The organism is Pseudomonas frederiksbergensis, from assembly GCF_017114915.1.
Classification (GTDB): domain Bacteria; phylum Pseudomonadota; class Gammaproteobacteria; order Pseudomonadales; family Pseudomonadaceae; genus Aquipseudomonas; species Aquipseudomonas frederiksbergensis_I.
Genome location: NZ_JAAUOE010000005.1, coordinates 153,203 through 179,369, shown reverse-complemented (window position 1 = coordinate 179,369; position 26,167 = coordinate 153,203). Strand labels below are relative to the sequence as shown.

Here is a 26,167-nt window from a genome sequence, read left to right as displayed (position 1 = left end):
AAAAAGACCGCCGACGGTAGCGTCGGCGGCCTTTTCGATCAATGACAATGAGTACCGAGACTCAACGGCATTCGTGCCGTCAACCGGCCACGCCGGCTTTCTCATTGACCGCCGACTGATCGATCAACGCCTTCAGCGTCATACTGTCGGTTTCTCCCTTGCGCCCCTGCAACCATTGCACCAGCTTCGACACTGGCCAACGCCGCAGTCCCTTGACGTCGAGAATCACGTCACCGCGCAATGCCGGATCGGTCGAACAAACATCCCGCAGAATCAGGCAGTGCTCACTGTCCGGGTCAACCAATACCAAGTGATCCTGAACAATGCCTAGCTCCAGCTTTTGCGGCTCGTCCAGCGACCAGAGCAATCTGCCCATGACAGCGGGAACCTCACCCAACGGGAACCGACAATCGACGATCACCGAGTCCAGCTTGCGCGTGACAGCCTGCGACAGGTGACACTTCACACTGCCCTGTCCCATCCGCAGCACCAGCGTGTGTACATCGTCGGGAATCAGCGGCATGAGGTCGTCCGTATCCATCTCCCCCTCGACCACCAATACCTCACCCTCGCGCTGGATGTAGTCGAATGGCCCCAACTGACGTGTGCCCGGGTAAATCTGAACAACACCTTCGCGCCGTTCATGCAACAGGACATCGGCGTATTGGCGTGAGCCGAGCAACTCAAAGTCCTCTGGTACCGTCGCGGCAGCAACGCTGATCAGACGCGCGCTGTGCGCGATGAACCACTGCAGGCTGCCAGAAGTCGAGCCCACCGACACAAACGGCCGATGGGCCTCTGTTTCCAGTAGAGACTGAAGATGTTCGATCAGGTGGTTGCTGTGAGCCGTCACCCAATCACCGCTGACTCCGGTAATCACCACCGGTTCCTGAAAACGCAACTCCAGTACGATGCCGTCGCGGGTTATCGCGCGCAGACCGACACCGTCGATCCAGGCATCGGAAAACCGCCAGGGCGCCCATTCGCGCTGTGCCTTGGGCAACAAGTCGACGGACAACAGTTGCGCTGCGCTGCCGAATGCCTGGTCAAGTGTCTGCGCAGCGATGAAGGGCTGACGCCAGATCTCTGCGCTCGACAGGTCGAACAGCCAGACCGACTGATTGTCCGGGGTGACACCGAGCAAACGGACCTCCTGTCCAGCACCGACCTCACTCAGCAGCAAACGATTGTCCACATACCAGGCAGACAGTCGTGCGTCGCCGGTAGCATTGCGTACACCGACAATCGCGAACTGATCAGCCTCGTATTGACGGGCTATCGACGCCAGCGCCAGCCACCATTGGGCACGGGTTGTGATCCATTGCTCATCGAGGCCGCCGAGCCGCACGTCACCGCCCTGGGTGATGTTGAAAAACAGCCCGTCCGTCGTGAGTGCCAGGTAACCACCCTCGACAGCCGTTACCTGCTTCAGGTTCTCTGGCTGCACCCAGCGACGGGACCAGCTCAGCTTGCCCTCGGCCCGCGAGCATTCGAGGCGACACAGCTTTTGCCAATGACGGTCGTAAACGACAAACACGTCGCTGTCATCGGCCATCGTCAGCAACATCAAGTCGCTCAGGTTCTGGATCGAGTCTGCCCAGCCACGCTCGTGATGGCGGCGTGGCTCTGGGCGGACCACCAGATTGTCACGGGTGCGAACCCAGGCCATGTCCCGAACTGGCTCCGCGATTTTCCAGCAGACAGAAACGTAGGGCGCGAATTGCCAGTCGACCACCGAAGATTCGCTCTTACCCTCAAGCTGCGGGCGCATATGGAAATCGCCCATCACCTTCGCCCAGTCCGTCAGGGGGACGCTGTTATCGAAGAGCGCCTCGAACTGCGGCTTCAAATCATGAGTGACCGAGCTGAGCAACAGTTTCCCGTCATGGATGAGGTAACTGAAACGCTCAACGGTCCCATCCTCTGCCACGTACTCCTGCATCACATGAATCACACCATGATCATCGGCCTCCACGCTGCGAATCGTGCTGTCGCCCTTGTACTTGAGCAGCAAACGATAGCGATGACTGAGCAAGCCAGTAACGGCATCGACCTGCCAGATATCGAACCCTTTGGGGTCATGGAAAAAAGCGGAGCCGCCGATCACTGCGGACAATACCGCATCATCGACCCACTCATTTTCATTGCGGATGTACAGGATCCGGTCCTCTCTGGCGTCATACCATCCGGTGGTGTAGCGCGGCGCCTCGGGATCCTCGAACGGAACCAGGTAATTGTGCACAGGCGTGTAACGCAATGCCAGTCGATGAGCCTTTGCCAGGTCTTGCAGGTGATCCTGCAAGAGTTGCCCGCCCTTCTCGCTGGAGCCGGATGCTTCGACGATCAGCAAGTGGTGGCTGGCGCCGATGTCGACCTCAAACATCGAACCATCAGCAATGCGCAGGAATACCTCATGCCGGCCTTGTCCGGAAAAAGTGAGCTTGACGCCCCCCACGAAGAACTCCCCGGCCGCTCCGAAACGCAGATCGGTTTCTTTCGCCCAGGTGGCGGACAGTACCCACCGGTTTGTCTGCCTCACCGGTGAATCCAGAACACAGCTGACACCGGGATTGAGTGCCAGCCAGCAGGCGGAACCCGCGCCGCGAATCCGGTAGGAGATCTTGTCGTGCCACGGCTTGGGCACCACCGGGACGGCCAGCGTACGCTCGCGGGCGTCGAGCGTGACACTGATCTCGATTGGCCGGTAATCGGGATACATGCGGTAGACGATGTAGTGGCTCGGAAAAGAATAAAAAGAAAACAGAAACAGCCACTGGCCGTCCGGCTTCTTTTTTTCCAGGCGCCGGGCGATATCGAAGCCTTTGTCGTGGCGTTGCGAGGCAAACGGCAATGCCTGGTACTCGTAGCGATAACAGGTGGGTGGCGTACACGGCAATACGATGAGTTGCCTGGGAGGCGGCGCGAAGTTCATCTCGCTGGCGAACCCCAACTCGTGGCTGATGTTGATGGCACGGGAATAATCAACGTCGTAATCCGGCACACCGAAATGATCGCGCAATGGGTATAGCTTCGTGCTGTCCAGCAGCAGTTTGCCCGTGCTCAGATCAATACTCTGGATGATCAGGGACGTTTGCGGCAGCCAGGCCCCCTGGCTGCCATCGTACCGATAGCCCTCCCCGCGATGAGCCTGCTCCTGCTCATCGAAAAACAGACCGACCGCTTTCGCCTCTTCGGCGATGATCGCATACGCCCGCGCAAGTGCAGCCGCGCCGATGGCCAGTCCGCCCAATATCACCCCGGCACCGCCCATGACGGCAGCGGCAGTGCCCGCGCCTGCCAGTGCAGCCCCCAAACCGGCACCACTCAACAGCAAGCTCGCGGAGTCGAATCCCAGTTGGGTGCCGAATTCAGCCTCTTCGACATCGTTCTGCGCCGTCGTCAACTGATAGATATCAAAACCGACGTTGGCCAGCCCCAGCACCGCTCCGACACCTTCGTTGGCCACGTGTCCCGCCACCGTGCCGATCGTTTTGCCGGTTAACGGCGCCAGCGCCTCGCCAACCACCGGAGCACAGGTGCGGGCAATGACTTTTTCTTCGCTCAGCGCGTTTCTGACCAGACCGATCAGACCGGCCACATCCACCGCGTTGCCGTGCACCAGTTGCGCATAATTGACATAGGCATGCCACCGCACGGCAGTGGTCAGGGTCCGGCCTTCCCCTTCGCGTCCACGCAGGGCGTTCATCAGGGCCTGGACCGCGAACCCGGCATTGAGGGTGTGGACACCTGCGACCTCGGTCGGATCTACCGGGGCACCCGTCTGGGGACGTTTGCGCGCCAGCGTCGAAAAAAGCTCGGACAGGTAGTTCTTGATCCGCAGCAGACGGCTGTCGCGACTGACGACCGTTACCACTTGCTCGGCGTTCTTCGGATTGATCATGCTCAGCCGATACGTCCCCTCGAGGGTCATCTCCAGCGAGTCGAACAATGGCACCAGTGGCGTCACCGACTCATGCCCCTCCTGCAATTGGGCCGTGGTCTGTGCGATCTGCTGCGCCCACCAATGGTTATCGAGCTGCATCAGAGAACTGCCCAACTGCGGATTCTCAACCAGCGAGCGCCCATGGGCACTGTTCAGCCGCTGGCGTACCCGCTCCAACGGCAAACCTGGCAGGGCATCGGCCTCAAGCAAATTCGCGACCTTGAACCCGGGCATCAGGTTCAGATCTGCAACCTTTTCCCCCTGTACATCAATCAGATCGAACATCGGCCTCTCAGGCTCGCCGTAGGCGACGTAGTACTTCGCCATGCCCGCTTCCTGGAAGAACTGCTCCAGTGCCGTTCGGAAAACGGCCGGCCCATCAAACTCGAACAAGCCAAAATTCGGATCGTAAAAGTGGTATTTGACCGTCCCCCCTCGCAGAGTCCTGGCCACCAGCATGGAGTGGTTGTCAGAGTTGACCATCAGCGTCCGGGTGCCAGTGGATTGCTCCAGGGTCGAGACGACCTTTGCCAGATCCCCCCGCCCGATGACCTCACCCGACTCGCCAATCTGCACACCCCGCAACTGCTCCAATGCATTCAAGAACGTGCCCGAATCCGATTGCGCCGGATCAAGTACCGCCAGATAGAAACGCTCGCGCAGTTGCCGGATGGCCGCGTCCCCCTGAGAAAGCGCCGCGCTCATCACCAATGCCAGGGGATAACAGCGTCCTGCGGCGGCGTCGCCCGGTCTGTGCATCAACAAGTCCTGCGGCACCTGCCCGAAGCCGCTGGCCTCGATCAGGTCAACGATCTGTTCCGTCCGTTCCTGTACCTGCTCGCGATGTTCAACCGTGGCGACATGCTGAATCCGCGCCATCAATTGTCCCCAGGCAAACTGTGTAGAGGCCTCGGAAAGCGCGGTTTTCTTCAGCCCCAGTGCGCTCGCCGATTGCGCCGGGAACTCATCGCCACGACTGGCCAGGCCAGCCATGAACGCCGGTGTTCGACGTTGGTACAGAAGCCTTTCGATCACTGCATAACGTCCCGAGGTCCCGTGCTCCTTTATGTTGTTGGCGAGGTTATCCATGTCGGTGGAGAGGGTCGTCATACTCACTGAATCGAGTGAACCGGCCCCCAGCAGGGCACCGAGCGTCAGGCGCTGCAATGGACTGAGGTGATCGAGCTGCATCGAACCACTGGCCAAGCGGATCAACACTTCATCAATCGGCAGGTTGCGGGTCTGTTCATTGCTCAAGGATTTCGGCGGTCGCAGTTTGATGTCTTGCTTGCCAATAGCCTGTCGATCGTCGAAGTTCAACGGCAACCTGTCTTCGAAAACCAGAGGGCCATCGTGGCCGTTCATCATCGCCTCGGTGAACCGTTTGCCGAGGCCATCAGCCATGCGCTGCAACAGATCGGTTTGCAATACATGGCGCCCTTCGATCACCGGCCAACCCAATTCGAACTCTACGGTCGAATGCTTGAGCAGTTCACCGATATCTCCGGCGTAACGGGTCTTGTATTGACCCTCGTGCCAACGCTGCTTTTCGTTTTCGACCCACTTTTGCAGATCGGCTGCGTTTTCTTTCCAGGAGTGGTCCAGCTCTTCTTCGCTCGAGCGGTTGACCGTGCCCAGGGGCTCGATGGCCGACTCCTCACGGGATGCTTGAGCGCCCCTCGGCGTGAAATGCGACCGCTCGTAATCACCCATGCCCTGTCGCATCGCAGCCGGGCCGGTCAGATAGATCGTCCCTTCGCTTTCAGGACGGATGCCGTCGCTGTAGTAACCGGCGACAGCGACCGCCAACTGGTGCATGGCAATCTCATCGGTATCCGACAGTTCGCCCAAGGGCCCAAGGCGTTTCTCCAGCGCTTCGAGCGCCAATGCATTCATCGATTCGAAGTCTTCAGGAGCAACGCCTTTGCTCGCAGCCGCCCTGGCCACGGCGTCAATCAGTTCATAGTTGAACCGAAAACGCTGCTTCACCGTCTGGAGCATCCCGGAGCCGGCATGAGCCATCAGATAAGCGTTGCTCAGCGAATTGCCTTCGGCTACGGCGCGCAACATATAAGGTCGGGCCAACCGGTCGGCCGGAACCTGGAACACCTGGTTCAGGGTCGGCCGACTTTTGGCGAACGCCTCCAGCGCCGCGCGATGCTCCTGGGGGATGCTGCTGGCGTAATCGCTGTATCGGCTGCGCAACGCCTGACGGCCTGGCATCCAGTGCGGGTTGTGGTCCAGCAACAGTTGCAGTATCCCCCGGTGGGCATCGCCCTTGAGGACACTCATGTCGACGCCTCCAACGACCTTCAACAAGGGCGGAAGGTTGTCGACGTCCGAATACATGCCGCCTTCGCTATCCAGGGCTTCGGCGCGCACCACATCGGACGCGGCGGCAAGATTGCCGCGCAAGCGCATTTCCCGATCGTAGATTGCCTGCAACGGCAAGGGTTGTGCGGCACCGGCCAGATCGCGCAATTGGAGATCCCCTCCGGCCAGCGTACGCAGGCTCTGCAGGTTCCTCTCCTTCAGTGCATGCAGATCCGGCGCTTGCTGACCGTAGGCTCGGCTCAACAGCTGCACCCTGGCCTCGTCGGCCGACGTGCCGCTTGCCAGTGCCTCGTCGATGTGCGCGAACATCTGCTGTTTCAGAACAATGGCACGCGCCTCATACATTTCACCCAGTTGCTCTTCGGAAGCACTATCGACTCCACCGTGTTGCATGGCGTGCGCTTTGGCGGCTTCGACAATGAGCCGGTTGGTTTGATAAGCCAGCAGTGCATCACTGTCATACCAGAGATTGATCTTGTATCCCTGCCCGGCCAGCACTTGTTTCCAAAGATTGATGTAATCGCGCTGAATGTCACCGACGCCACCGCCGAGCCAGACGAAGTGCAGGATTGCGGGCACTTCCGTGGCCGGGATTTTCATTTGTTCGACGCTGTAATGCAGACGCGACTCAAAGAGCCCGACTCTATCGCTGATTTGTAAAAGAGTGGGGGGCGTTTCTTTGTCAGGGCTCTGCGCTGGTTCCTTTTCCACTTCGCGCCGCACTCGACGCTTGCTCAACTCTCCCAACGCCTGCTTGAACAACGCCAGCGGTTGCAACAATCGCGGCGAATCAAGTAAACCGATGCAGGCAAAGTAGTAACGGATCACCGCGTCATATTGCTTGGTATTCTTGTATGGCAACAAAGCCTGTTCAAGATCGGACAACTTGAACAAATTGACAAACCTCACATAACCGTCATCGACGCCTTTAACTTTTGCTTCCTGCATAAAAATACCTTCCTTGAAACAATCAATCACATAAATAGGCCACTCCTGATCCAAACTAGAATAAAAAAACAACTCACACAAACACAAAGACATTCAAACAATGTCAAAAGCAACATCAAATAACATTTAACCGCTCAACCGAACAAGTTTGAAATATAAATCAGTGCCTATTACGCCGATATAAAAAAAACACTAGGCCGCGAATCAAAAATTCGCGGCCTAGTGTCTCATCTCGATATTTGAATGTGGCATCGGTACAAAACCGGGATATCAGCCAACAGGCTTTTCACCGTACCAGCGCGGTGTGTACACCCAGTCACGGCCATCGATGCGAGGAAAGGTGCAAGTGGTGGAGGATCCGATCAGCACCATCGTGCGCATGTCCACTTGATCCGGGGTCAACGCGCCCAGCGTAGTGGTGCGCAGGGTCTGGCCCGGCCGACCGATATCGCGCCCCAGAACCACCGGAGTTTCAGGGATACGGTGCTGTGCGACGATCTCCAGCGCTCGGCCCAACTGCCACGGCCGGGAGCGGGAAATCGGGTTGTAGAAGGCCAGCGCCAGGTCGGCTTCGGCGGCCAGGTCCAGACGCTTCTCGATGATCGACCAGGGTTTGAGGTTGTCCGACAGGGACATCACGCAGAAGTCATGACCCAGCGGCGCACCGGCCTGGGCGGCGGTGGCGAGCGAGGCGGATACCCCCGGCAAGATTTCCAGATCGACGTTGTGCCAGGCCGGATCGCTTGACTCGTGCAACGCTTCAAGCACCGCCGCCGCCATGGCGAACACGCCCGGATCGCCAGACGACACCACGATGACCGAACGGCCTTGGGCCGCGAGTTCGAAGGCGTGGCGAGCGCGCTGCATTTCTTCGCGGTTGTCGGTGCAATGCAGCACTTGATCTTCGCGAAACGGGCCGGCCATGCGCACGTAGGTTTCGTAGCCCAGCACATCGGTGGCCCGCGCCAGTTCGGCTTTGACGGCGGGCACCATCAGTTCAGCGGCGCCAGGCCCGAGGCCGATCACCGCCAGACGCCCGCGTGGGCGACCGATCCGGGTGACATCCAGCGGCCGTTCGGCCACGGCGATCGCCACGTCGTGAGCCGTCGCCATAATCGTCGCTTCAGGCACAGCGCTGAGCGCCATATCAGTGATGTTTTCCGCCGCCGCAACAAAACGCAACGGCACGCCCAACTCGAGCGCCGCTTCACGGAGCGCCGGGCTGGCCATCTGCTCATCAGCCGCCACGAGACAGGCCAACGCCTGCACCGCCACTTTCGCCTGCTGCAACGCCGCACGAATGGTGTCCGGCAAATCCGCCACCCCGGCGCTCACCGCCACCGCGACACTGCGTGGATAGATCAGCAATTCGTTGGCGCTCGATTCACGTTCGGCACAGCCGACATGAATCAAACGCTGCGCCTGCGGATCTTCCGGCAGTTGCGCCTGCTCAAGCCACGGCGCCGCGCCTTCGATGCGCACGCGGTGCCCGGCCAGCAGGTCGGAAACAAAACGCTTGCCCAGCTCCAGATCGCCCAAGGCATAGCCGCTGGGCGGATTGAGCAGGCAGGTGCCGAAACGCAGTTCGCCGCTGGTGGTGATCGCCGCCGCGACGTCGAGGCTGGCGGCAATCTCGCGCGCCATGACATTCACCCCACCAAGGCCACCGAGCAACGGCACCACCGCGCTGCCGTCTTCGGCCACCGCCAGCACCGGCGGCTCGGCGCCTTTTTCCAGCAGCACCGGCGCCAGGGTGCGAATCACGATCCCGGCGGCGCACAGCGCGATGATCGGCGTGTCCTGTTGATAAAGCTCACGCAGGGTCGCGCCGAACTCGTGATAAACACGATCCGCGCCCTCGACCCGTTCGGCCAGTCCATGGATCAGCGCACCGGGGTATAGCTGCGCAATCTTGCGTGCGGTCGCGAGGCTGCCATTGCCGAGAATGACAATGGCTGGAGTGGGATGGGCCATCAGCCTTGCCACCTTTCACCGGGAACGATGATCAGCGAGAAATACGGCGAGGACATCGGCTCAACCTGATCCAGCGGCACGATCTTCTGATTGGCCATGGTCGCGCGCTCCACGTACAGCGCACGCTGCGCCAGACCGAGTTCTTCCAGCACCTGGCGGACCTTGGGAAAATTGCGCCCCAGTTTCATGATCACCGCCGCATCGGCATCGGCCAGGCGCCGCTTGAGGTCTTCGTGGGGCAGCACTCCCGACAACACCGACAGGCTCTGATTGCGATACACCAGTGGCGCACCGAGTACCGACGCACCACCGAGCATCGAGCAGACACCCGGCACGACTTCGGCTTCGTAGCGCTCGGCCAGACGATCGTGCAAGTACATGTAGGAACCGTAGAAGAACGGATCGCCTTCGCAGATCACCGCCACGTCACGGCCCGCATCCAGATGCGCAGCGAGCTCTTCGCCAGCGGCATCGTAGAAATCGCTGATCACTTGTTCGTACGACAACGGCGCCGGCAGGGCTTCGGTGGTCACCGGGTAGACCAGCGGCAGCAGGGTTTGCGCGTCCTGCAAATGCGCTTCGATGATGCCGAAGGCGTTGCCCTTCTTGCCCTTGGCGACGAAGTACGCCACCACCGGCGATTCGCGCAGCAGGCGCAGGGCTTTGACGGTAATCAGTTCCGGATCACCGGGGCCGACGCCCAGGCCAATCAAACGTCCAGGTTGCTGCATCATTCGATCTCCGTGGCGAGGGCGTTGACGGCGGCGGCGGCCATGGCGCTACCGCCGAGCCGGCCTTGCATGATGACGAAAGGCACGCCACGGCTGTCCGCCGCGAGCATCGCCTTGGATTCGGCGGCACCGACGAAGCCCACCGGGAAGCCAAGGATCAGCGCCGGCTTCGGCGCACCGGCGTCGAGCATTTCCAGCAGATAAAACAGCGCGGTCGGCGCATTGCCGATCACTACCACGCTGCCCGCCAGGTGTGGGCGCCACAGCTCCAGCGCGGCGGCGGAACGGGTATTGCCCAACTCGCGGGCAAGTTCCGGCACGCTGTCGTCGCGCAGGGTGCAAATCACCGGGTTGTTGGCGGGCAAACGCGCGCGGGTCACGCCTTCGCTGACCATCCGCGCGTCGCACAGAATCGGCGCACCGGCGGCCAGCGCATCACGCCCGGCCTTGCCGGCGCCTTCGGAAAATTGCAGACCGTCGATGGCCTCGACCATGCCGCAGGCGTGGATCACCCGCACGGCGAGTTTCTCCAGATCGGCCGGAATACGCGCAAGGTTGGCCTCGGCACGAATGATCGCGAAGGAGTTGCGATAGATCTCCTGACCGTCGCGGATGTAATCAAGCATCAAGGGGGCTCCGTGAGCGGGCGTCGAGCAAGGCCGCGACCGCTTCAATAGTAAGGTTGTGTGCGTGCAGCGCGCCGAAACCCGGCTGCGCTGCATCGCGAAGATAGAGGTCGTAATGACCGGGGGCGACGGCAAGCAGCGTGACGGGCGCCACATGGGCGGCGGCGCAGGAACGCCGGCAGCCGGACAAATGCACGGTTTGATCGTGACGCGGCAACAGCGCGGCCAATTGCACAGCGTCGCGCTTGGTATCGGCCTGGCCTTTGCCGCAGCCAGCGGAACCGGTGCAGGCGATCAACCGAGAAAGAGGCTGATCAGTGTCACATAGCAGGCCCAGTGGTTCCAGGCGCCGAATGACTTCAAGCGCTCGCTCTTTGCGAATGTTGGGCAGCAGCAGACTTTGCCATGGGGTGAAACGCAGGCTCGCGTCGCCGAACTCGCGCGCCAGTTGTGCCGCGCCTCTGAGCATGGCGGGATCGAGCCGTCCCAAAGGAGGGACGGCCCCGATGTAAACGTGTTCCACTTCACGTTGCGGATGAACGCCGATGTGCAGAGCGTCCGGGGTCAACGAGCGCTGCCAATCCGTAATCGACTTCAAGGGCACACGCTCGGCCAGGCGAGCGAGAAATGCTGCGAGCGGATATTCGGCCAGCAAATGACGCATCCGTGTTTGATCGGGACGCGCCAGGTCGAGAAACAGTTCCAGCACCGCAACCACCAGCCCGTGCCCCTGCTCAAGTGACACCGCGCCGGCGGGCCTGTCCGAGGGACAACCCGCCAGACCGAACGCCAGCAATAACTCGCCGTTTCGTTCAACAGCAGACAACCACAGATCATGCGGGTGTTCGAGCATCGCCAACGCCTCGCCGCCATCGAGTTGCACGGCAAACTTGGCGCTGAGTTCGTGGAAGCGTTCGTGGCTTTGCAGGGTGACGAGGATCTGTTCGGCCAGCGCACGCGTGTCGAAGCGCATCTGCCGGTCAATCCCGGCGCTCGGGCTGAGCATCAGGTTGCGCACATCGTCGCCCGCCGCGGTACGCGGGCCCAATCCGGCGGCGAGCAGGCTGTCGATCAAGGCTGTCTGCTCACTGCCAATCCCGCGAATCTGCAGGTTGGCGCGGTTGGTCGCCTCGATCACGCCCCCGGCAAACCGTTCGGCCGCGCTGGCCACCGCTTCAGCCTGGGCCGCGCTGATCGAGCCGCCGTTCAATTTGATCCGGCAGATGCCGCCATCCAGCGCCGGGACGATACGTAGCAACCCCGGGCAGGCCGAGGGGCGTAAGGCGGTGGACATCGGACGTTCGTTCAAAAGGGTGGCCGGCTGTGTGGGAAAGGCGCTTCGCGGGCGAAGGCGCGGTATTATGCCTGCTTTGTCCGACGGCATGAAAAGCCTGCCCGTCGGAACAACCCCTTTGTGACATTTTTTTGAGGATTGCAGATGTCGCCCTGGCTGACAGTAGTAGGTATCGGTGAAGACGGCTTCAAGGGCTTGGGCAAGAACGCCCGTCGCGCCCTGCTGGGCGCTTCGCGGATCTTCGGCGGCCAGCGGCAACTGGATTTGTTGCCCATGTGCATTCGCGGCGAGCGCCAGCTCTGGCCCAGTCCGTTTACCCTTGAGCCGTTATTGGCACTGCGTGGCGAGCCGGTGTGCGTGCTGGCCAGCGGCGATCCGATGTTCTTCGGCGTCGGTGCCAGCCTGGCGCGGCAACTGCCGGGTACAGAAATGCTGATCCTGCCCGCCCCCTCTTCCGTATCGCTGGCAGCCGCTCGCCTGGGCTGGCCGTTGCAGGAGGTGGTGACACTGTCGGTGGTCGCCCGCCCCGTCGCCGCGCTCAACGCTCATTTGTTCAGTGGTGTGCGTCTGCTGGTGTTGAGCAACGACGGCCAGAGCCCGGCGGCTATCGCGGCGCTGCTGCGTGAGCGCGGTTTCGGACCGAGTCGCATTACCGTGCTGGAACATTTGGGCGGTGAGGCCGAACGTTGTATTGAGGGCGTCGCCAACGACTGGGGCGATCCGGTGATCGCCGATCTGAACCTGATCGCCATTGAATGCATCGCTGAACCGAACACGCCGCGCCTGTCCCGACTGGCCGGCCTGCCAGACTCCGCCTTCCAGCATGACGGCCAACTGACCAAACGTGACGTACGCGCCATTACCCTCGCCCGCCTCGCACCGACACCCGGCGAACTACTGTGGGATGTCGGTGCTGGCAGCGGTTCCATCGGCATCGAATGGATGCGCGCTCACCCGAGTTGTCGGGCGCTGGCCATCGAAGCGGATGAGGGACGGCAGTCGTTGATCGAACACAACCGCGATGCCCTGGGAGTTCCCGGCCTGCAACTGATTCGCGGCAGTGCGCCGCAAGCCCTGAACGGGCTCGAACGCCCGGACGCGATTTTCATCGGCGGTGGCGTCACTCGTGAGGGCGTGCTCGATACCTGCTGGGCGCAACTCAAACCCGGCGGTCGACTGGTGGCCAACGCCGTGACCCTGCAAAGTGAAGTGACCCTGATGGCCTGGCGCGAACAGCATGGCGGTGAGTTGACCCGCATTCACGTCGCTCAGGCGCAACCACTCGGCGAGTTCGACACCTGGCGTCAGGCGCTGCCGATCACCTTGCTGGACGTGACGAAACCCCTCGATGCGTGACGAAACCGCCGAACAACCCGCCCCGCTGCGCAGCGGCCTGACCACCGGCAGCTGCGCCACCGCCACCAGCCTTGCGGCGGCACGCCTGCTGCTCAGTGGCGTCGAAGCAGACGCCGTCGAAATCATTCTGCCCAAAGGCAAACGGGTGCAGATGCGCCTGGAATTCTGTCGGCTGACGGAAAACGGCGCCGAAGCCGGAACCATCAAGGACGCCGGCGACGACCCGGACGTGACCCACGGCGCCCTGCTCTTTTCCCAGGTGCGCCTGCACCGCGAACCGGGCATCCGCTTCAGCGCCGGCCGTGGCGTCGGCACCGTCACCCGGCCCGGGCTGGTGCTGAACGTCGGCGAACCGGCGATCAACCCCGTGCCGCGCAAGATGATCACCGATCACTTGACGTTGCTGGCCGAGGAGCTGGATTACCCGGGCGGCTTCGAGGTCACGGTGAACGTCGAGGACGGCGAAGCCCTGGCGCTGAAAACCATGAACCCGCGACTGGGCATTCTCGGCGGTTTGTCGATCCTCGGCACCAGCGGCATCGTCCGGCCGTTCTCCTGCGCGGCTTACATCGCCTCGATCCACCAGGGCATCGACGTCGCCAAAACCAACGGTTACCTGCACATCGCCGCGTGCACCGGCAACGCCAGTGAAGACACCATGCGCCGGGTCTACGACTTGCCGGAAATCGCCCTGATCGAAATGGGCGACTTCGTCGGCGCGGTGCTCAAGCACTTGCGCAAAGTGCCTGTGGATAAACTCAGCCTGTGCGGCGGCTTCGGCAAGATCAGCAAACTGGCGGCCGGGCACATGGATTTGCACAGTCGGCATTCGAGCATCGACCTGCCGCAACTGGCCGAATGGGCCGCAGCGGTCGGCGCCGATGCGGCGTTGCAACAGGCGATCCGCGAGGCCAATACCAGTCAGCAAGCGTTGGCGATGGCCAGCGCGGCCGGGATCGCCCTTGGCGACGCGGTGTGCCAGCACGCCCTGGATTTTGCCCGCAGCGTGGTGCCGGCGCAGGTTCAGGTCGAAGTGTTCGCCATCGATCGCCAGGGCGGGATTGTCGGCCATGCGGGAGTTCTTCAATGAAGCGCGTGTTGTTGCTCGGCGGTGTCACTGAGGCATTGGCCATCGCCCGAACCCTGGGGCTGGAGCACATCTACAGCCTGGCTGGCGTCGGTCGTGTGCCGACGGATCTGAACTGTCAGGTCCGCGTTGGCGGCTATGGCGGCGCCGAAGGTCTGGCGCAGTTCATCCGCGATGAAGGCATTGACCTGCTGCTGGATGCGACCCATCCCTACGCAGCGCAAATCAGCCAGAACGCCGCCACCGCCGCGAAGTTGAGCGGCATTGCGTGCTGGGCTTTGCGGCGTCCGGCCTGGCAACCACAAGCCGGGGATGACTGGCGCGAAGTCAGCGACTGGGCCGAGCTGATCGAAGCGCTGAAACCCTTTCGCCGACCGCTGTTCACCCTTGGGCGGGAGCCATTGCAGCACCTGCACGAAATCTCGCCGGAGCAATTCTGGACGTTGCGTGCACTGGATGTTTATCCGGGCAACGAGCGTTGCGAAGTGATCGGCGCGCGTGGGCCGTTTCTGATCGAGGATGAACGCGCATTGTTCGAACGGCGGCAGATCGACGTGCTGATCAGCAAGAACAGCGGCAGCACCGCCACCGAGCCGAAACTGGAAGTGGCGCGGGAACGTGGAGTGCCGGTGCTGGTGTTGAAGCGGCCGGTGTTGCCGGGGGTTGAGCGGGAGTTTGGGGCGGTGACTGAGGTTTTAACGGCCCTCACACAAAACTGGTAGCAGCTGGCGAAGCCTGCGTTCGGCTGCGCAGCAGTCGTAAAATCAAACACCACGGTCTGCCAGGTTGACTGCGGCGCATGGGATCACGACTGCTACGCAGCCGAACGCAGCCTTCGGCAGCTGCTACAGAGAATGTGCAACGCCCTACATATCCGTCGGACCTCACGCACAACATTATCCAAATCGGCTGACTTGTGGGCTCATAACCCCATCCCTATATTTCAGAGCTCCACGAATGTAGCGAGAAGTGCCGAATGCCCGAGAAATTCACACGCTTCGATATCACTGAGTTTCTCCTGGCACCTGCCGACTTGCGGAACTACATCAAGGCCTGCGAAGAGGAAGACCTGGGTGATGGGAGCTTCAATCGTGTAGCGCTCAGAGATGTCAAACACACAATCCGGGCAAGAATCCAAATCGACCCTCAATTCGCTCAGGCATTAAGAATCGAAGTCGCTACACTCTTTCAAAACGGCGAGGCTGAGCTTGCACGTCGGCTGCTCGACATGTTGACTGACGCACTGCGACACCAAACCGCACGCGGCCTTTTTACTTATCGCCCCTGATCAGGCTAAATAGCCGCGCCTGATCGCCCACTCAAACGGATCTGCCCCATGTCCCGACAACGGCTCGCATTTGCCTGGATCGCCTGCTTTGCAGTGCTGTTCAACATGCTCGCCATGCCGATGTCCGGAGCGATGGCGCAGACGGCGAAATCGCCGGCCGAGCAGTTGTTGTGGGGCAGTTTCTGCTCGTCCAGCGGCACAAAAATGGTGGCGATTTCCCTGGGCGACATTGAGCAGAAAGCCCCGCAGAACGACGATCATTCCAACATGCAGCATTGCTGGTGTTGCTCGGGGTCCGCGCCGTTGGTGGCGTTGCCGGGGCATGCGCCGCAGTTGTATTACGCGCGATTCGAGGCCAATCGAAGCGTGCCGCCTGCCACGCTCGACACACCGACACCGCGCCAGCAATGGCCCAGTCTCAACCCCCGCGCGTCCCCTCTGGTGTGATTCCTTCTCGCAATTGACCTGCGTTTTGAATCGTTCTGGAGAACTGCCATGTTGAACAAACTCATCGTCCTGGCTGTGTTGCTGCTGCCTGCCTGTTTTGCCAATGCCCACGAATACAAGGCTGGCGAGCTTGAGATCGCCCACCCGTGGTCGCAAGAGTTGCCGCCCAACGCGCCCACCGTCGCGGCGTATTTCGTGATTCACAACAACGGCAAAACCGCCGACCGGCTGCTCAGCGTCGAATCGCCAATTTCCGGTAAGGCCGAGTTGCACGAACATGTGATGCAACACGATCTGATGAAAATGCAGCCAGTGCCCAGCGTCGAGGTTCCGGCTGGCGGCGAAGTCACCTTCGCGCCGATGGCGTACCACGTGATGCTGCTGGAACTCAAAGACCGCAGCCTGTTGAGCGATGGCAAACGCTTCCCGCTGACGATGCACTTCGAGAAATCCGGTGATGTGACGGTCGAGGTTTCGGTGCAGAAAAAGGCGCCGGACAGCATGCAAGCGCACATGCACGCCCAGTAATCGCCCCCGTTGAAAACGCCTATGCACCCGCATAGCGCCAGGTCATCCGTGCGCCGCCGTCAGCCAATGAGCCTGACCCGCGGCAGCTGGATCAGCCTGTTCGCCATGCTGATGATCTTTATCGGCCCGCTGATTTCTCAGTCGATGCCGATGGATTCGCGCGCGGCTGCTTCTACAAACATGGCTACCAGCATGTCCATGAGCATGTCGATGGACATGGGCACGGACATGGCGGCGCTGGAGCACGCCGACCACGATGCACAAACCGCCGCCGAGCACTGCGCGCCAACAACCGAACATCACGCGCTGTGGGAAAAATGCGGCTATTGCAGCCTGCTGTTCAATTGCCCGGCACTCACCGGTGGCACTTCATTCACCGCGTTCGACACCCCGTCCGCCACCACCTTCACCACACCCGCCACCCGCCTGGGCCACGCCCGGCAAACCTTCTTCCCCGGCGCCCGCACCCGCGCACCGCCCCTCGTCGCGTAAACACCCACCTCCGATCTCACACGGTTTAGAAGACAGCCGCAGGCTGCCGGCCGTGTCGTTTACGACTGTTCGATGGAAATTGTCATGTCCAGGTTTTCTGCTGACACACGTTTGGGCGCTGCCCAGGCTTCTTTTGCGCTGAACGAATCGCGCGTTCGTTTCAGGCAGGCCACCGCCGTCCTTTGCGGCTTGTTGCTGACACCGCTGGTGCTCGCCGATGAACACGCCGGCCATACCGAAGAACTGAGCCCAACGGTAATCACCGCCATCGCGCCGAGCTCGCCGCTGACTGTCGTCACCAACCCCAAGGACCCGCGCCAACCGGTTCCGGCCAGCGACGGTGGCGATTATCTGAAAACCATCCCCGGCTTCGCCCTAGTGCGCAACGGCGGCACCAATGGCGATCCGGTGCTGCGCGGCATGTTCGGCTCGCGGCTCAACATCCTCACCAACGGCAGCATGATGCTCGGCGCCTGCCCCGGCCGGATGGACGCGCCGACCTCCTACATCTCACCGGAAACCTACGACAAACTCACCGTCATCAAAGGCCCGCAAACCGTGCTCTGGGGCCCCGGCGCATCAGCCGGCACCATCCTGTTCGACCGGGAGCCGGAAAGCTTCGGCGAACTCGGCACCCGGGTGAATGCCAGCGTATTGGCCGGTTCCAACGGCCGCTTCGACAAGGTAGTAGACGCCGCTGCCGGCGGGCCGCTGGGTTACGTGCGCGTGATCGGCAACACTGCGCATTCCGATGACTACAAGGACGGCAACAACGACACCGTGCCCTCGCGCTACGACAAGTGGAACGGTGACGTCGCAGTCGGCTGGACCCCGAACGCCGACACCCTGCTGGAGCTGACCGCCGGCAAGGGCGACGGCGAAGCCCGTTACGCCGGGCGCGGCATGGACGGTTCGCAGTTCCTGCGCGAAAGCCTGGGGCTACGCTTCGAACAGTCAAACATCGGTGAGGTGCTGGATAAGGTCGAGGCGCAGGTCTACTACAACTACGCCGATCACGTGATGGACAACTACACCCTGCGCACGCCGTCCGGCACCGGGATGATGGCCGGCCCCATGGCCTCCAACGTCGACCGCCGAACCCTCGGCGCGCGGATCAAAGCCACCTGGCGCTGGGCCGATGTACAACTGATCAGTGGCCTGGATGCGCAGACCAACGAACACCGCCAACGCAGCGCCATGGGCGTCGACACCTACAAGGGTCTGCCACGCAACAAGGACGCCGACTTCCACAACTACGGCGTGTTCAGCGAACTGACCTGGTACGCCGCCGACCGTGATCGATTGATCACCGGCGCACGCCTGGATCGCGCGTCGGCCAAGGATTATCGGCAGACCATCGGCTCCGGGATGATGGCCCGCCCGAACCCGACCGCCGACGACACCCGCGCCGACACCCTGCCCAGCGGTTTCGTGCGTTACGAGCATGACCTGGCCGACAGCCCGACCACCCTGTATGCGGGCCTGGGTCATGCCCAACGCTTCCCGGATTACTGGGAGCTGTTTTCGCCCAAGTCCGGCCCTGCGGGTTCGGTGAATGCGTTCGACTCGATCAAACCGGAGAAAACCACCCAACTCGACTTCGGCCTGCAATACAAGACCGCAGACCTCGAAGCCTGGGCCTCGGGTTATGTCGGGCAGGTGCGCGATTACATCCTGTTCAACTACACGCCGGGAATGATGGGCACGACCTCGCAAGCCGAGAACATCGATGCGCGAATCATGGGCGGCGAACTCGGCGCGGCCTACAAGCTGACGGCCCACTGGAAAGCCGATGCGACCCTGGCCTATGCCTGGGGCAAGAACAGCAGCGACGGCAGCGCCCTGCCGCAGATGCCACCGCTGGATGCGCGTTTCGGCCTGACCTACAGCGCAGACAACTGGAGCGCCGGCGCCTTGTGGCGGGTGGTCGCGGCGCAGAACCGCATCGACCAGAACAAGGGCAATGTGGTCGGCAAAGACTTCGACACGAGCTCGGGTTTTGGCGTGTTCTCGCTCAACGGCGCATACCGGGTCAATAAGCACTGGAAGGTCAGCAGTGGCGTCGACAATTTGTTCGGCAAGGCTTACGCCGAACACTTGAACCTGGCGGGCAACGCCGGTTTCGGCTTCCCGGCCAATGATCCGCAAGCCATCAACGAACCGGGGCGCACGCTCTGGACCAAGGTCGACATGAGCTTTTAAGAGCTTCGCGGGCAAGCCTCGCTTCTACAGGGATCGCGTCGTTTCGTTGATCGACACAAAACCTGTAGGAGCGAGGCTTGCCCGCGAACGACTGCGCAGCAGTCACCAGACAACAACAAAAGACCCAAGCCTAGCGGAGCACACAAATGCAACAACCCAAACCGAATTTCTACAACCTGGCCTGGCGTTGGCATTTCTATGCCGGCCTGTTCGTCGCGCCGTTCATGGTGATGCTGGCCCTGACCGGCATCGTCTACCTGTTCAAACCGCAACTCGACCCGTTGATGTACGGCAGCCTGCTGAACGTCCCCGCCGGTCATCACACCGTCGCCGCCGATGACCTGCTCAAACGGGTAAAAGAGGCGTATCCACAAGGCCGGATCAAACAATATTTACCGCCAGTGAATGCCGAACGCAGCGCGCAATTTGTGGTGATCAATGAAGGCCATGAACTGAACGTGTTCATCGATCCGTACCACGGCGACATCCTCGGCGAGCAGGATGCGAAGAACAATCTGCAAGCGCTCGCACGCTCGATTCACGGCGAGTTGATGATCGGCACCGTCGGTGATCGGCTGGTGGAACTGGCCGCCGGTTGGGGCGTGGTGCTGGTGGTCTCCGGAGTATTTTTGTGGTGGCCCCGTGGCCAGAGCGCCGGCATTCTCTGGCCGCGCCTGAACAGTCGCGGTCGCGTGCTCTGGCGGGACCTGCACGCGGTAACCGGGTTCTGGGGCGCGGCCTTGCTGCTGGTGATGCTGCTCAGCGGCATGACCTGGACCGGGTTCTGGGGCAAGCAATACGCCGACCTCTGGAACCGCTTTCCGGCAGCGATGTGGAATGACGTGCCCAAGTCCGACGTCGAGGCCCGCAGCCTCAACAGCGCCACGCGCCAGACCGTGCCGTGGGCCATGGAAAACACGCCGATGCCGATGTCTGGCGACCATGCCGAACACATGGCTCACACCAGCACGCAAACCGGCCCGGCGGCACCGACCATCAGCCTGCAAGACGTGCAAAACATCGCCGTGCAGCGCAAGGTCGAGCCCGGCTACAGCATCACTTTCCCCACCACATCCACTGGCGTGTTCACCATCGCCGTGTTCGCCGACGACCCGCGTAACGACGCCACCCTGCATGTCGACCAGTACACCGGCGACGTTCTCGCCGACGTGCGCTGGCAGCATTACAGCAACGTCGCCCGCGCCACGGAAGTCGGCGTGATGCTGCACGAAGGCAAGATGTTCGGCCCGTTCAATCAAATCATCGTGCTGCTGATCTGCCTGATGATTCTGCTCAGCGCCGTCAGCGGCGTGGTGATCTGGTGGAAACGCCGGCCACTGGGCAAGTTCGGTGTGCCGCCATTGCGTCACGACCTGCCGAAATGGAAAACCGCGATGGTCATCATGTTCGGGCTGGCAGTGATGTTTCCGTTGGTGGGGGCTTCGCTGGTCGTCGTGTGGCTATTGGATTGGGTGCTGCTGTCGCGCTTGGGCCGGCAAACTGAATCCACCTCACCTTCATCATGAAACAGGCGAGATACGCGTACGCGCAAAGCCAATACAATGCGGGCCGCGATCTTTCTTCGTCACCGCCGATTGATCGATTGATCGTTCCCACGCTCTGCGTGGGAATGCAGCCCGGGACGCTCCGCGTCCCAAAAGCGGACGCAGAGCGTCCATTGTGGCGTTCCCACGCGGAGCGTGGGAACGATCGTTGGGAATGAAATGACCTCGCTGAACCTCACCAACCTCGCCTGGACACCCCTGGGCCATGGCCACTGCCATCACCAGTTCCAGCTGCGTGACGCCTCCTTGCACGTGGCCGCCGGTGAGTTCGTCGGGTTGATCGGCCCCAACGGCAGCGGCAAGACCAGCCTGCTGCGGTGCGCTTATCGCTTCAGCAAACCGGAAAGCGGCGAAGTAAAACTCGACCATCACAACGTCTGGAAGCAGTCCTCACGCTGGTGCGCGCAACGCATCGCCGTGGTGCTGCAGGAATTCCCCGACGCCTTCGGCCTGACCGTCGATGAAGTGGTCGCCATGGGCCGCACGCCGCACAAAGGCCTGTTTGATGGCGACACCCTTGAAGACCGAAAACTCGCGACCCGAGCCCTCGAATCGGTCGGCCTCAAGGGCTTCGAAGACCACGCCTTCGCCACCCTGTCCGGCGGTGAAAAGCAGCGCGTGATCCTCGCCCGCGCCCTGACCCAGCAACCGCAATTGCTGATCCTCGATGAGCCGACCAACCACCTCGACCCGCGTTATCAGCTGGAACTGCTGCAGCTGGTCAAGCGCCTGCAGATCGGCACGCTGGCGAGCATCCACGACCTCAATCTGGCGGCGGCTTTCTGCGACCGGCTGTACGTGATCCATCACGGTCGCATCGTCGCCAGTGGCACCCCCAAAGAAGTCCTGACCACACACCTTCTGCACAACGTGTTCGGCGTCGACGCCCTGATCGATGACCATCCCTTGCACGGCTACCCACGAATCACCTGGATAACCCAACCATGACTTTGCGTTCCCTGCTTTGCGCCGCACTGTTGCTGGGCACCGCCCAAGCCTTCGCCGAGGCCACGAAATACCCGCTGACCGTCCAGAGTTGCAACCGCGCCGTCACCTTCAAGCAAGCGCCGAAACACGCGGTCAGCCACGACATCAACATGACCCAGATGATGCTCGCCCTCGGTCTCAAACCGAGCATGGCCGGCTACAGCGGCGTGACCGGATGGAAATCGGTGACGCCCCAGATGCAGACCATCCTCGACGGTTTGCCGGAACTGGCGGCCAAGTACCCATCGGTGGAAACCCTGCTCAACGCCAACGTCGATTTCTTCTTCGCCGGTTGGGACTACGGCATGCGCGTGGGCGGTGACCTCACGCCGCAAACCCTGCAACCGCTGGGCATCAATGTCTACGAGCTCACCGAGTCCTGCGCCTTCGTGATGAAGCGCCCGCCGGCCAGTCTGGAAGACACCTACAACGACCTGCGCAACCTCGGCAAAATCTTCGACGTGCAGGATCGCGCCAACGCCGTGATTGCCCGGATGCAGGCGCAAGTCGCCGACGTGCGCAAGGATCTGCCGGCGGACAAGCCGCGCGTATTTCTGTACGACAGCGGTGAGGACCGGGCCATGACCTCCGGACGCCTGGGCATGCCGCAAGCGCTGATCGACGCTGCCGGCGGGCGCAACATCCTCGATGACGTCGAGGCGAGCTGGACGCGGGTCAACTGGGAGAACGTGGTCGAGCGCAATCCGCAGGTGATCGTGATCGTCGATTACGGCGAAGTCAGCGCCGAGCAGAAGGCGCAATTTTTGCTGAACAACCAGGCCCTGCAATCGGTGGATGCGATCAAGAACCAGCGCTTTATCGTCATTCCTTACGTGCAGGCCACGCCCGGGATCGATAACGTGCTGGCGGTCGAAACCCTGGCCAAGGGTTTCCACGGCGAATGATCGACCGTCGCTATGCCTTGTTGCTGATGGCCCTCGGCGCGCTGTTGCTGGTGTCGTGCGTGGTGTCGCTGGGTTTTGGCCCGGCGCGGGTGCCGGTGGACGTGGTGTGGCGGATTCTGCTGCACAAGGCCTTCGGTCTTGGCGAGCAGAGCTGGGCGGCTGGCCAGGAACACATCGTCTGGCTGATCCGCGTGCCGCGCATGTTACTCGGCGCACTGGTGGGCGCCGGCCTGGCGCTGATCGGCGCGGTGCTGCAGGCGGTGACGCGCAATCCGCTGGCCGATCCGCACTTGTTGGGCGTGACCTCAGGCGCCACCCTCGGCGCGGTGATCGTGGTGCTGCATGTCGGTGAAATCGTAGGCCTGCTGACCTTGCCGATTGCCGCGTTTATCGGCGCGCTGCTGAGCATGTTGATCGTGCTGATGATCGCCAACCGTCATGGGCGACTGGACAGTGATCGGCTGCTGCTGTGCGGGGTGGCGGTGTCGTTCGTGATGATGGCGGTCGCCAACCTGCTGCTGTTTCTCGGTGATCATCGCGCCAGTTCGGCGGTGATGTTCTGGATGCTCGGCGGCCTCGGGTTGGCGCGCTGGGAATTGCTCGCCGTGCCAGCTGCCAGTGTGTTGCTGGGGTTGGTGTTGCTGCTGGGCATGGCCCGTCCGTTGAATGCGTTGATGGCGGGCGAACAGACCGCCGTGACCCTCGGCCTGAATGCCCGCACCGTACGCCTGCGGGTGTTTTTGATTGCCTCGCTGATGACCGGGGTGCTGGTGTCCATCAGCGGCTCGATTGGTTTTGTCGGGCTGATGGTGCCGCACATTGCCCGGCGATTGGTGGGTGCCGAGCATCGGCGGTTGCTGCCGGTGTGCGTGTTGTTGGGCAGCCTGTTCCTCGTCTGGGTCGACGTGGCCGCACGAACATTGATCGCCCCGGAAGACCTGCCCATCGGCGTCGCCACCGCCGCGATTGGCGGCCTGTTCTTCATCGGCCTGATGCGCCGGCGCTGACTCACCGCTCCCACAGGGTGATCGTTCCCACGCTCCCGCGTGGGAATGCCGCCAGGGACGCTCCGCGTTCCGCTTGATCGTTCCCACGCTCCCGCGTGGGAATGCCGCCAGGGACGCTCCGCGTTCCGCTTTTGAATGTTTAACAGATGTATCAGAACTCAGACCTTTCCCACGCATCTTTCAGGTTGTCCGTCGGAAGCGGGCTCTCTAGTCTTTGGCTGTCGCTGACAACTCAGCGATCGGGTGTGAGAAGCCCGGCAACTTATGGTCATCCAGTGTCTGTACACGCATAATCGCCGCCAGCTTGTTAGCTGCCTGCAAATGCGTTATGGCGGCTGTGTGCGGGCGGACCTCGGTCCGGCCGGGTGTCCATAACCGGTCTTCTCACCTCGCACATAGCTGCCACCTCTTCCCGTGTGAGAAGCGGCAAGTGGAGGCTCCAACGCTGGAGAATTTTTTCAATGGACAAATTAATTCCTGACCCACCCTTCAACACCACCACCCCCAACGCCGAAGCCTCGCGCAACGAAGAATTACTCAAGGATCGCGAAGCCATCAAACGCGCCCTCGACTACTACCTCGATCCCCCGGCGCCCTACACCGAAAAACCCCGCCGCCCCAGCACCATGTTCATCGTCGCCCCGAATATGGATACCGAAAGCCTGCTGGCCCACGCCTGTGAATCGTTGGCTACAGCGAGTGTCCTGGCCAGCGACTTCGCCAACAACCTGACCGGCCCGCAGCGCTACACGGCGCTGGCGATTCAACAGAGCATCATGCTGGCGGAGCTGGCGGTGAACCGGGCGCTGGATAACGTCGACCCGGCGTAAACCGCGTTATCAATCATCGCGGGCTTGCCCGCGATGGCTGCGTCGCCCCAATGTGGCGCATCTTCTCGCACCAACGCGCCAGCCCCGTCCCTTCATGGTGCGCCGCTCAAACCCCGCAACCGCTCAAATACGACATTTGCTTGCCCTTCCCCGACCGGGCACAGCCCTTGCAAAACAGCCTTCAGTCGTCCGCATCTGCCAACCATAAAAAACTTTAACGTTCATGGAGATCGCACAATGAAGCGTCGCAGTTTGATCAAGGCTTTCACACTATCGGCAAGCATTGCCGCGATGGGCATGGCCTGGACGGTCCAGGCCGCCGAGACCATCAAGGTCGGTATTCTGCATTCGTTGTCCGGGACCATGGCGATCTCCGAAACCTCGCTCAAAGACATGGCGTTGATGACCATCGACGAAATCAACGCCAAGGGCGGTGTGAACGGCAAGATGCTGGAGCCGGTGGTGGTTGACCCCGCATCGAACTGGCCGCTGTTTGCCGAAAAGGGCCGGCAGTTGCTGACCAAGGACAAAGTGGCAGTGGTGTTCGGTTGCTGGACCTCGGTGTCGCGTAAGTCGGTGCTGCCGGTGTTCGAAGAGCTCAACGGCCTGCTGTTCTACCCGGTGCAATACGAAGGCGAAGAGATGTCGCCGAACGTGTTCTACACCGGGGCCGCGCCGAACCAACAGGCGATTCCAGCAGTGGAATACCTGATGAGCGAAGAAGGTGGCAGCGCCAAGCGTTACTTCCTGCTGGGCACCGACTACGTCTACCCGCGCACCACCAACAAGATCCTGCGCTCGTTCCTGCACTCCAAAGGCGTGGCGGACAAGGACATCGAAGAGGTCTACACCCCGTTCGGCCACAGCGACTATCAAACCATCGTGGCCAGCATCAAAAAATTCTCTGCCGGTGGCAAAACCGCCGTCATCTCCACGGTCAACGGCGACTCCAACGTGCCGTTCTATAAAGAGCTGGCCAACCAGGGCCTGAAAGCCACCGACGTACCGGTCGTGGCGTTCTCCGTGGGCGAAGAAGAATTGCGCGGCATCGACACCAAACCGCTGGTGGGCAACCTCGCGGCGTGGAACTACTTTGAGTCGGTGGAAAACCCGGTGAACAAGAAGTTCGTCGATGACTGGAAAGCCTACGCCAAGAAACACAACCTGCCGGGCGCCGACAAAGCGGTGACCAACGACCCGATGGAAGCCACCTATGTCGGCATCCACATGTGGGCGCAAGCGGCGGAGAAAGCCAAATCCACCGACGTCGACAAAGTCCGCGAAGCCCTGGCCGGCCAGACCTTCGCCGCGCCGTCCGGCTACACCCTGACCATGGACAAGACCAACCACCACCTGCACAAACCGGTGATGATCGGCGAGATTCAGGCTGATGGTCAGTTCAACGTGGTGTGGCAGACCGAAGGGCCGATCCGCGCCCAACCGTGGAGCCCGTTCATTCCGGGCAACGACAAGAAGCCGGAGTATGCGGTGAAGAGCAACTGAGCCCAGCGATGCCGATCCCGGACGGACACCCGGGACCGACACAACCCCTGTAGGAGCTGGCTTGCCAGCGAAGCTTTTGACGTCAGTCAGTACGCCTTCGCTGGCAAGCCAGCTCCTACA

General features: G+C 61.6%; 19 protein-coding genes. 14 read left to right on the top strand and 5 right to left on the bottom strand.

What is annotated here, in order from left to right:
- Positions 1-79 precede the first annotated feature (79 nt).
- From HCU66_RS06155 to cobG, 5 genes are all read right to left on the bottom strand, one after another.
- Complete coding sequence (locus tag HCU66_RS06155) at positions 80-7,225, bottom strand: TcdA/TcdB pore-forming domain-containing protein (RefSeq protein WP_205887635.1); 7,146 nt, start codon at positions 7,223-7,225, stop codon at positions 80-82.
- Between the two features lie 270 nt (positions 7,226-7,495).
- The gene (gene cobJ / locus HCU66_RS06150) at positions 7,496-9,199 is read right to left on the bottom strand and encodes a precorrin-3B C(17)-methyltransferase (protein ID WP_205887634.1); all 1,704 of its coding nucleotides are present in this window, start codon (positions 9,197-9,199) and stop codon (positions 7,496-7,498) included.
- The gene (locus HCU66_RS06145) at positions 9,199-9,930 is read right to left on the bottom strand and encodes a precorrin-2 C(20)-methyltransferase (RefSeq protein ID WP_205887693.1); all 732 of its coding nucleotides are present in this window, start codon (positions 9,928-9,930) and stop codon (positions 9,199-9,201) included. Before HCU66_RS06145 ends, cobJ begins: the two co-directional genes overlap by 1 nt.
- On the bottom strand, positions 9,930-10,556 hold the full coding sequence (locus HCU66_RS06140) for a precorrin-8X methylmutase (protein WP_205887633.1): 627 nt from the start codon (positions 10,554-10,556) through the stop codon (positions 9,930-9,932). The genes HCU66_RS06145 and HCU66_RS06140 overlap by 1 nt, the downstream gene beginning before the upstream one ends.
- Entirely contained in the window at positions 10,549-11,850 is a 1,302-nt protein-coding gene (gene cobG / locus HCU66_RS06135; protein ID WP_277397049.1) for a precorrin-3B synthase, read from the bottom strand. The genes HCU66_RS06140 and cobG overlap by 8 nt, the downstream gene beginning before the upstream one ends.
- Before the next feature lie 144 nt (positions 11,851-11,994).
- On the opposite strand from cobG, the gene cbiE reads away from it, so the two are divergent.
- The 14 genes from cbiE (at position 11,995) to urtA (ending at position 26,047) form a co-directional block, all read left to right on the top strand.
- Entirely contained in the window at positions 11,995-13,206 is a 1,212-nt protein-coding gene (cbiE, locus tag HCU66_RS06130) for a precorrin-6y C5,15-methyltransferase (decarboxylating) subunit CbiE (RefSeq protein WP_205887631.1), read from the top strand.
- Positions 13,199-14,296 (top strand): cobalt-precorrin-5B (C(1))-methyltransferase, encoded by a 1,098-nt coding sequence (locus HCU66_RS06125; protein ID WP_205887630.1) that lies wholly within the window; start codon positions 13,199-13,201, stop codon positions 14,294-14,296. Before cbiE ends, HCU66_RS06125 begins: the two co-directional genes overlap by 8 nt.
- Positions 14,293-15,015 carry a cobalt-precorrin-6A reductase gene (locus tag HCU66_RS06120; RefSeq protein WP_205887629.1) on the top strand — a complete coding sequence of 241 codons (723 nt, stop codon included), beginning with the start codon at positions 14,293-14,295 and terminating at the stop codon, positions 15,013-15,015. The genes HCU66_RS06125 and HCU66_RS06120 overlap by 4 nt, the downstream gene beginning before the upstream one ends.
- Before the next feature lie 254 nt (positions 15,016-15,269).
- Positions 15,270-15,581, top strand: coding sequence for a hypothetical protein (locus HCU66_RS06115; protein ID WP_105340416.1), 312 nt, complete (start codon positions 15,270-15,272; stop codon positions 15,579-15,581).
- 48 nt (positions 15,582-15,629) lie between these two features.
- Positions 15,630-16,028 carry a DUF2946 domain-containing protein gene (locus HCU66_RS06110; RefSeq protein ID WP_205887628.1) on the top strand — a complete coding sequence of 133 codons (399 nt, stop codon included), beginning with the start codon at positions 15,630-15,632 and terminating at the stop codon, positions 16,026-16,028.
- 48 nt (positions 16,029-16,076) lie between these two features.
- Positions 16,077-16,556: a copper chaperone PCu(A)C gene (locus HCU66_RS06105; RefSeq protein ID WP_205887627.1), complete on the top strand. Its 480-nt coding sequence runs from the start codon at positions 16,077-16,079 to the stop codon at positions 16,554-16,556.
- A gap of 21 nt (positions 16,557-16,577) precedes the next feature.
- Positions 16,578-17,048, top strand: coding sequence for a DUF2946 domain-containing protein (locus HCU66_RS06100; RefSeq protein ID WP_205887626.1), 471 nt, complete (start codon positions 16,578-16,580; stop codon positions 17,046-17,048).
- 84 nt (positions 17,049-17,132) lie between these two features.
- Positions 17,133-19,250: a TonB-dependent copper receptor gene (locus tag HCU66_RS06095; RefSeq protein WP_205887625.1), complete on the top strand. Its 2,118-nt coding sequence runs from the start codon at positions 17,133-17,135 to the stop codon at positions 19,248-19,250.
- Positions 19,251-19,396: 146 nt separating this feature from the next.
- Entirely contained in the window at positions 19,397-20,776 is a 1,380-nt protein-coding gene (locus HCU66_RS06090; RefSeq protein WP_205887624.1) for a PepSY-associated TM helix domain-containing protein, read from the top strand.
- 198 nt (positions 20,777-20,974) lie between these two features.
- On the top strand, positions 20,975-21,763 hold the full coding sequence (locus HCU66_RS06085) for an ABC transporter ATP-binding protein (RefSeq protein ID WP_205887623.1): 789 nt from the start codon (positions 20,975-20,977) through the stop codon (positions 21,761-21,763).
- A complete protein-coding gene (locus HCU66_RS06080) occupies positions 21,760-22,707 on the top strand; it encodes an ABC transporter substrate-binding protein (RefSeq protein ID WP_205887622.1) in 948 nt (315 codons plus the stop codon). Before HCU66_RS06085 ends, HCU66_RS06080 begins: the two co-directional genes overlap by 4 nt.
- Complete coding sequence (locus HCU66_RS06075; protein WP_205887621.1) at positions 22,704-23,714, top strand: FecCD family ABC transporter permease; 1,011 nt, start codon at positions 22,704-22,706, stop codon at positions 23,712-23,714. The genes HCU66_RS06080 and HCU66_RS06075 overlap by 4 nt, the downstream gene beginning before the upstream one ends.
- A 461-nt stretch (positions 23,715-24,175) precedes the next feature.
- Positions 24,176-24,544: a DUF6124 family protein gene (locus HCU66_RS06070; RefSeq protein WP_205887620.1), complete on the top strand. Its 369-nt coding sequence runs from the start codon at positions 24,176-24,178 to the stop codon at positions 24,542-24,544.
- A gap of 237 nt (positions 24,545-24,781) precedes the next feature.
- Entirely contained in the window at positions 24,782-26,047 is a 1,266-nt protein-coding gene (urtA, locus tag HCU66_RS06065; protein ID WP_205887619.1) for an urea ABC transporter substrate-binding protein, read from the top strand.
- Positions 26,048-26,167 lie beyond the last annotated feature (120 nt).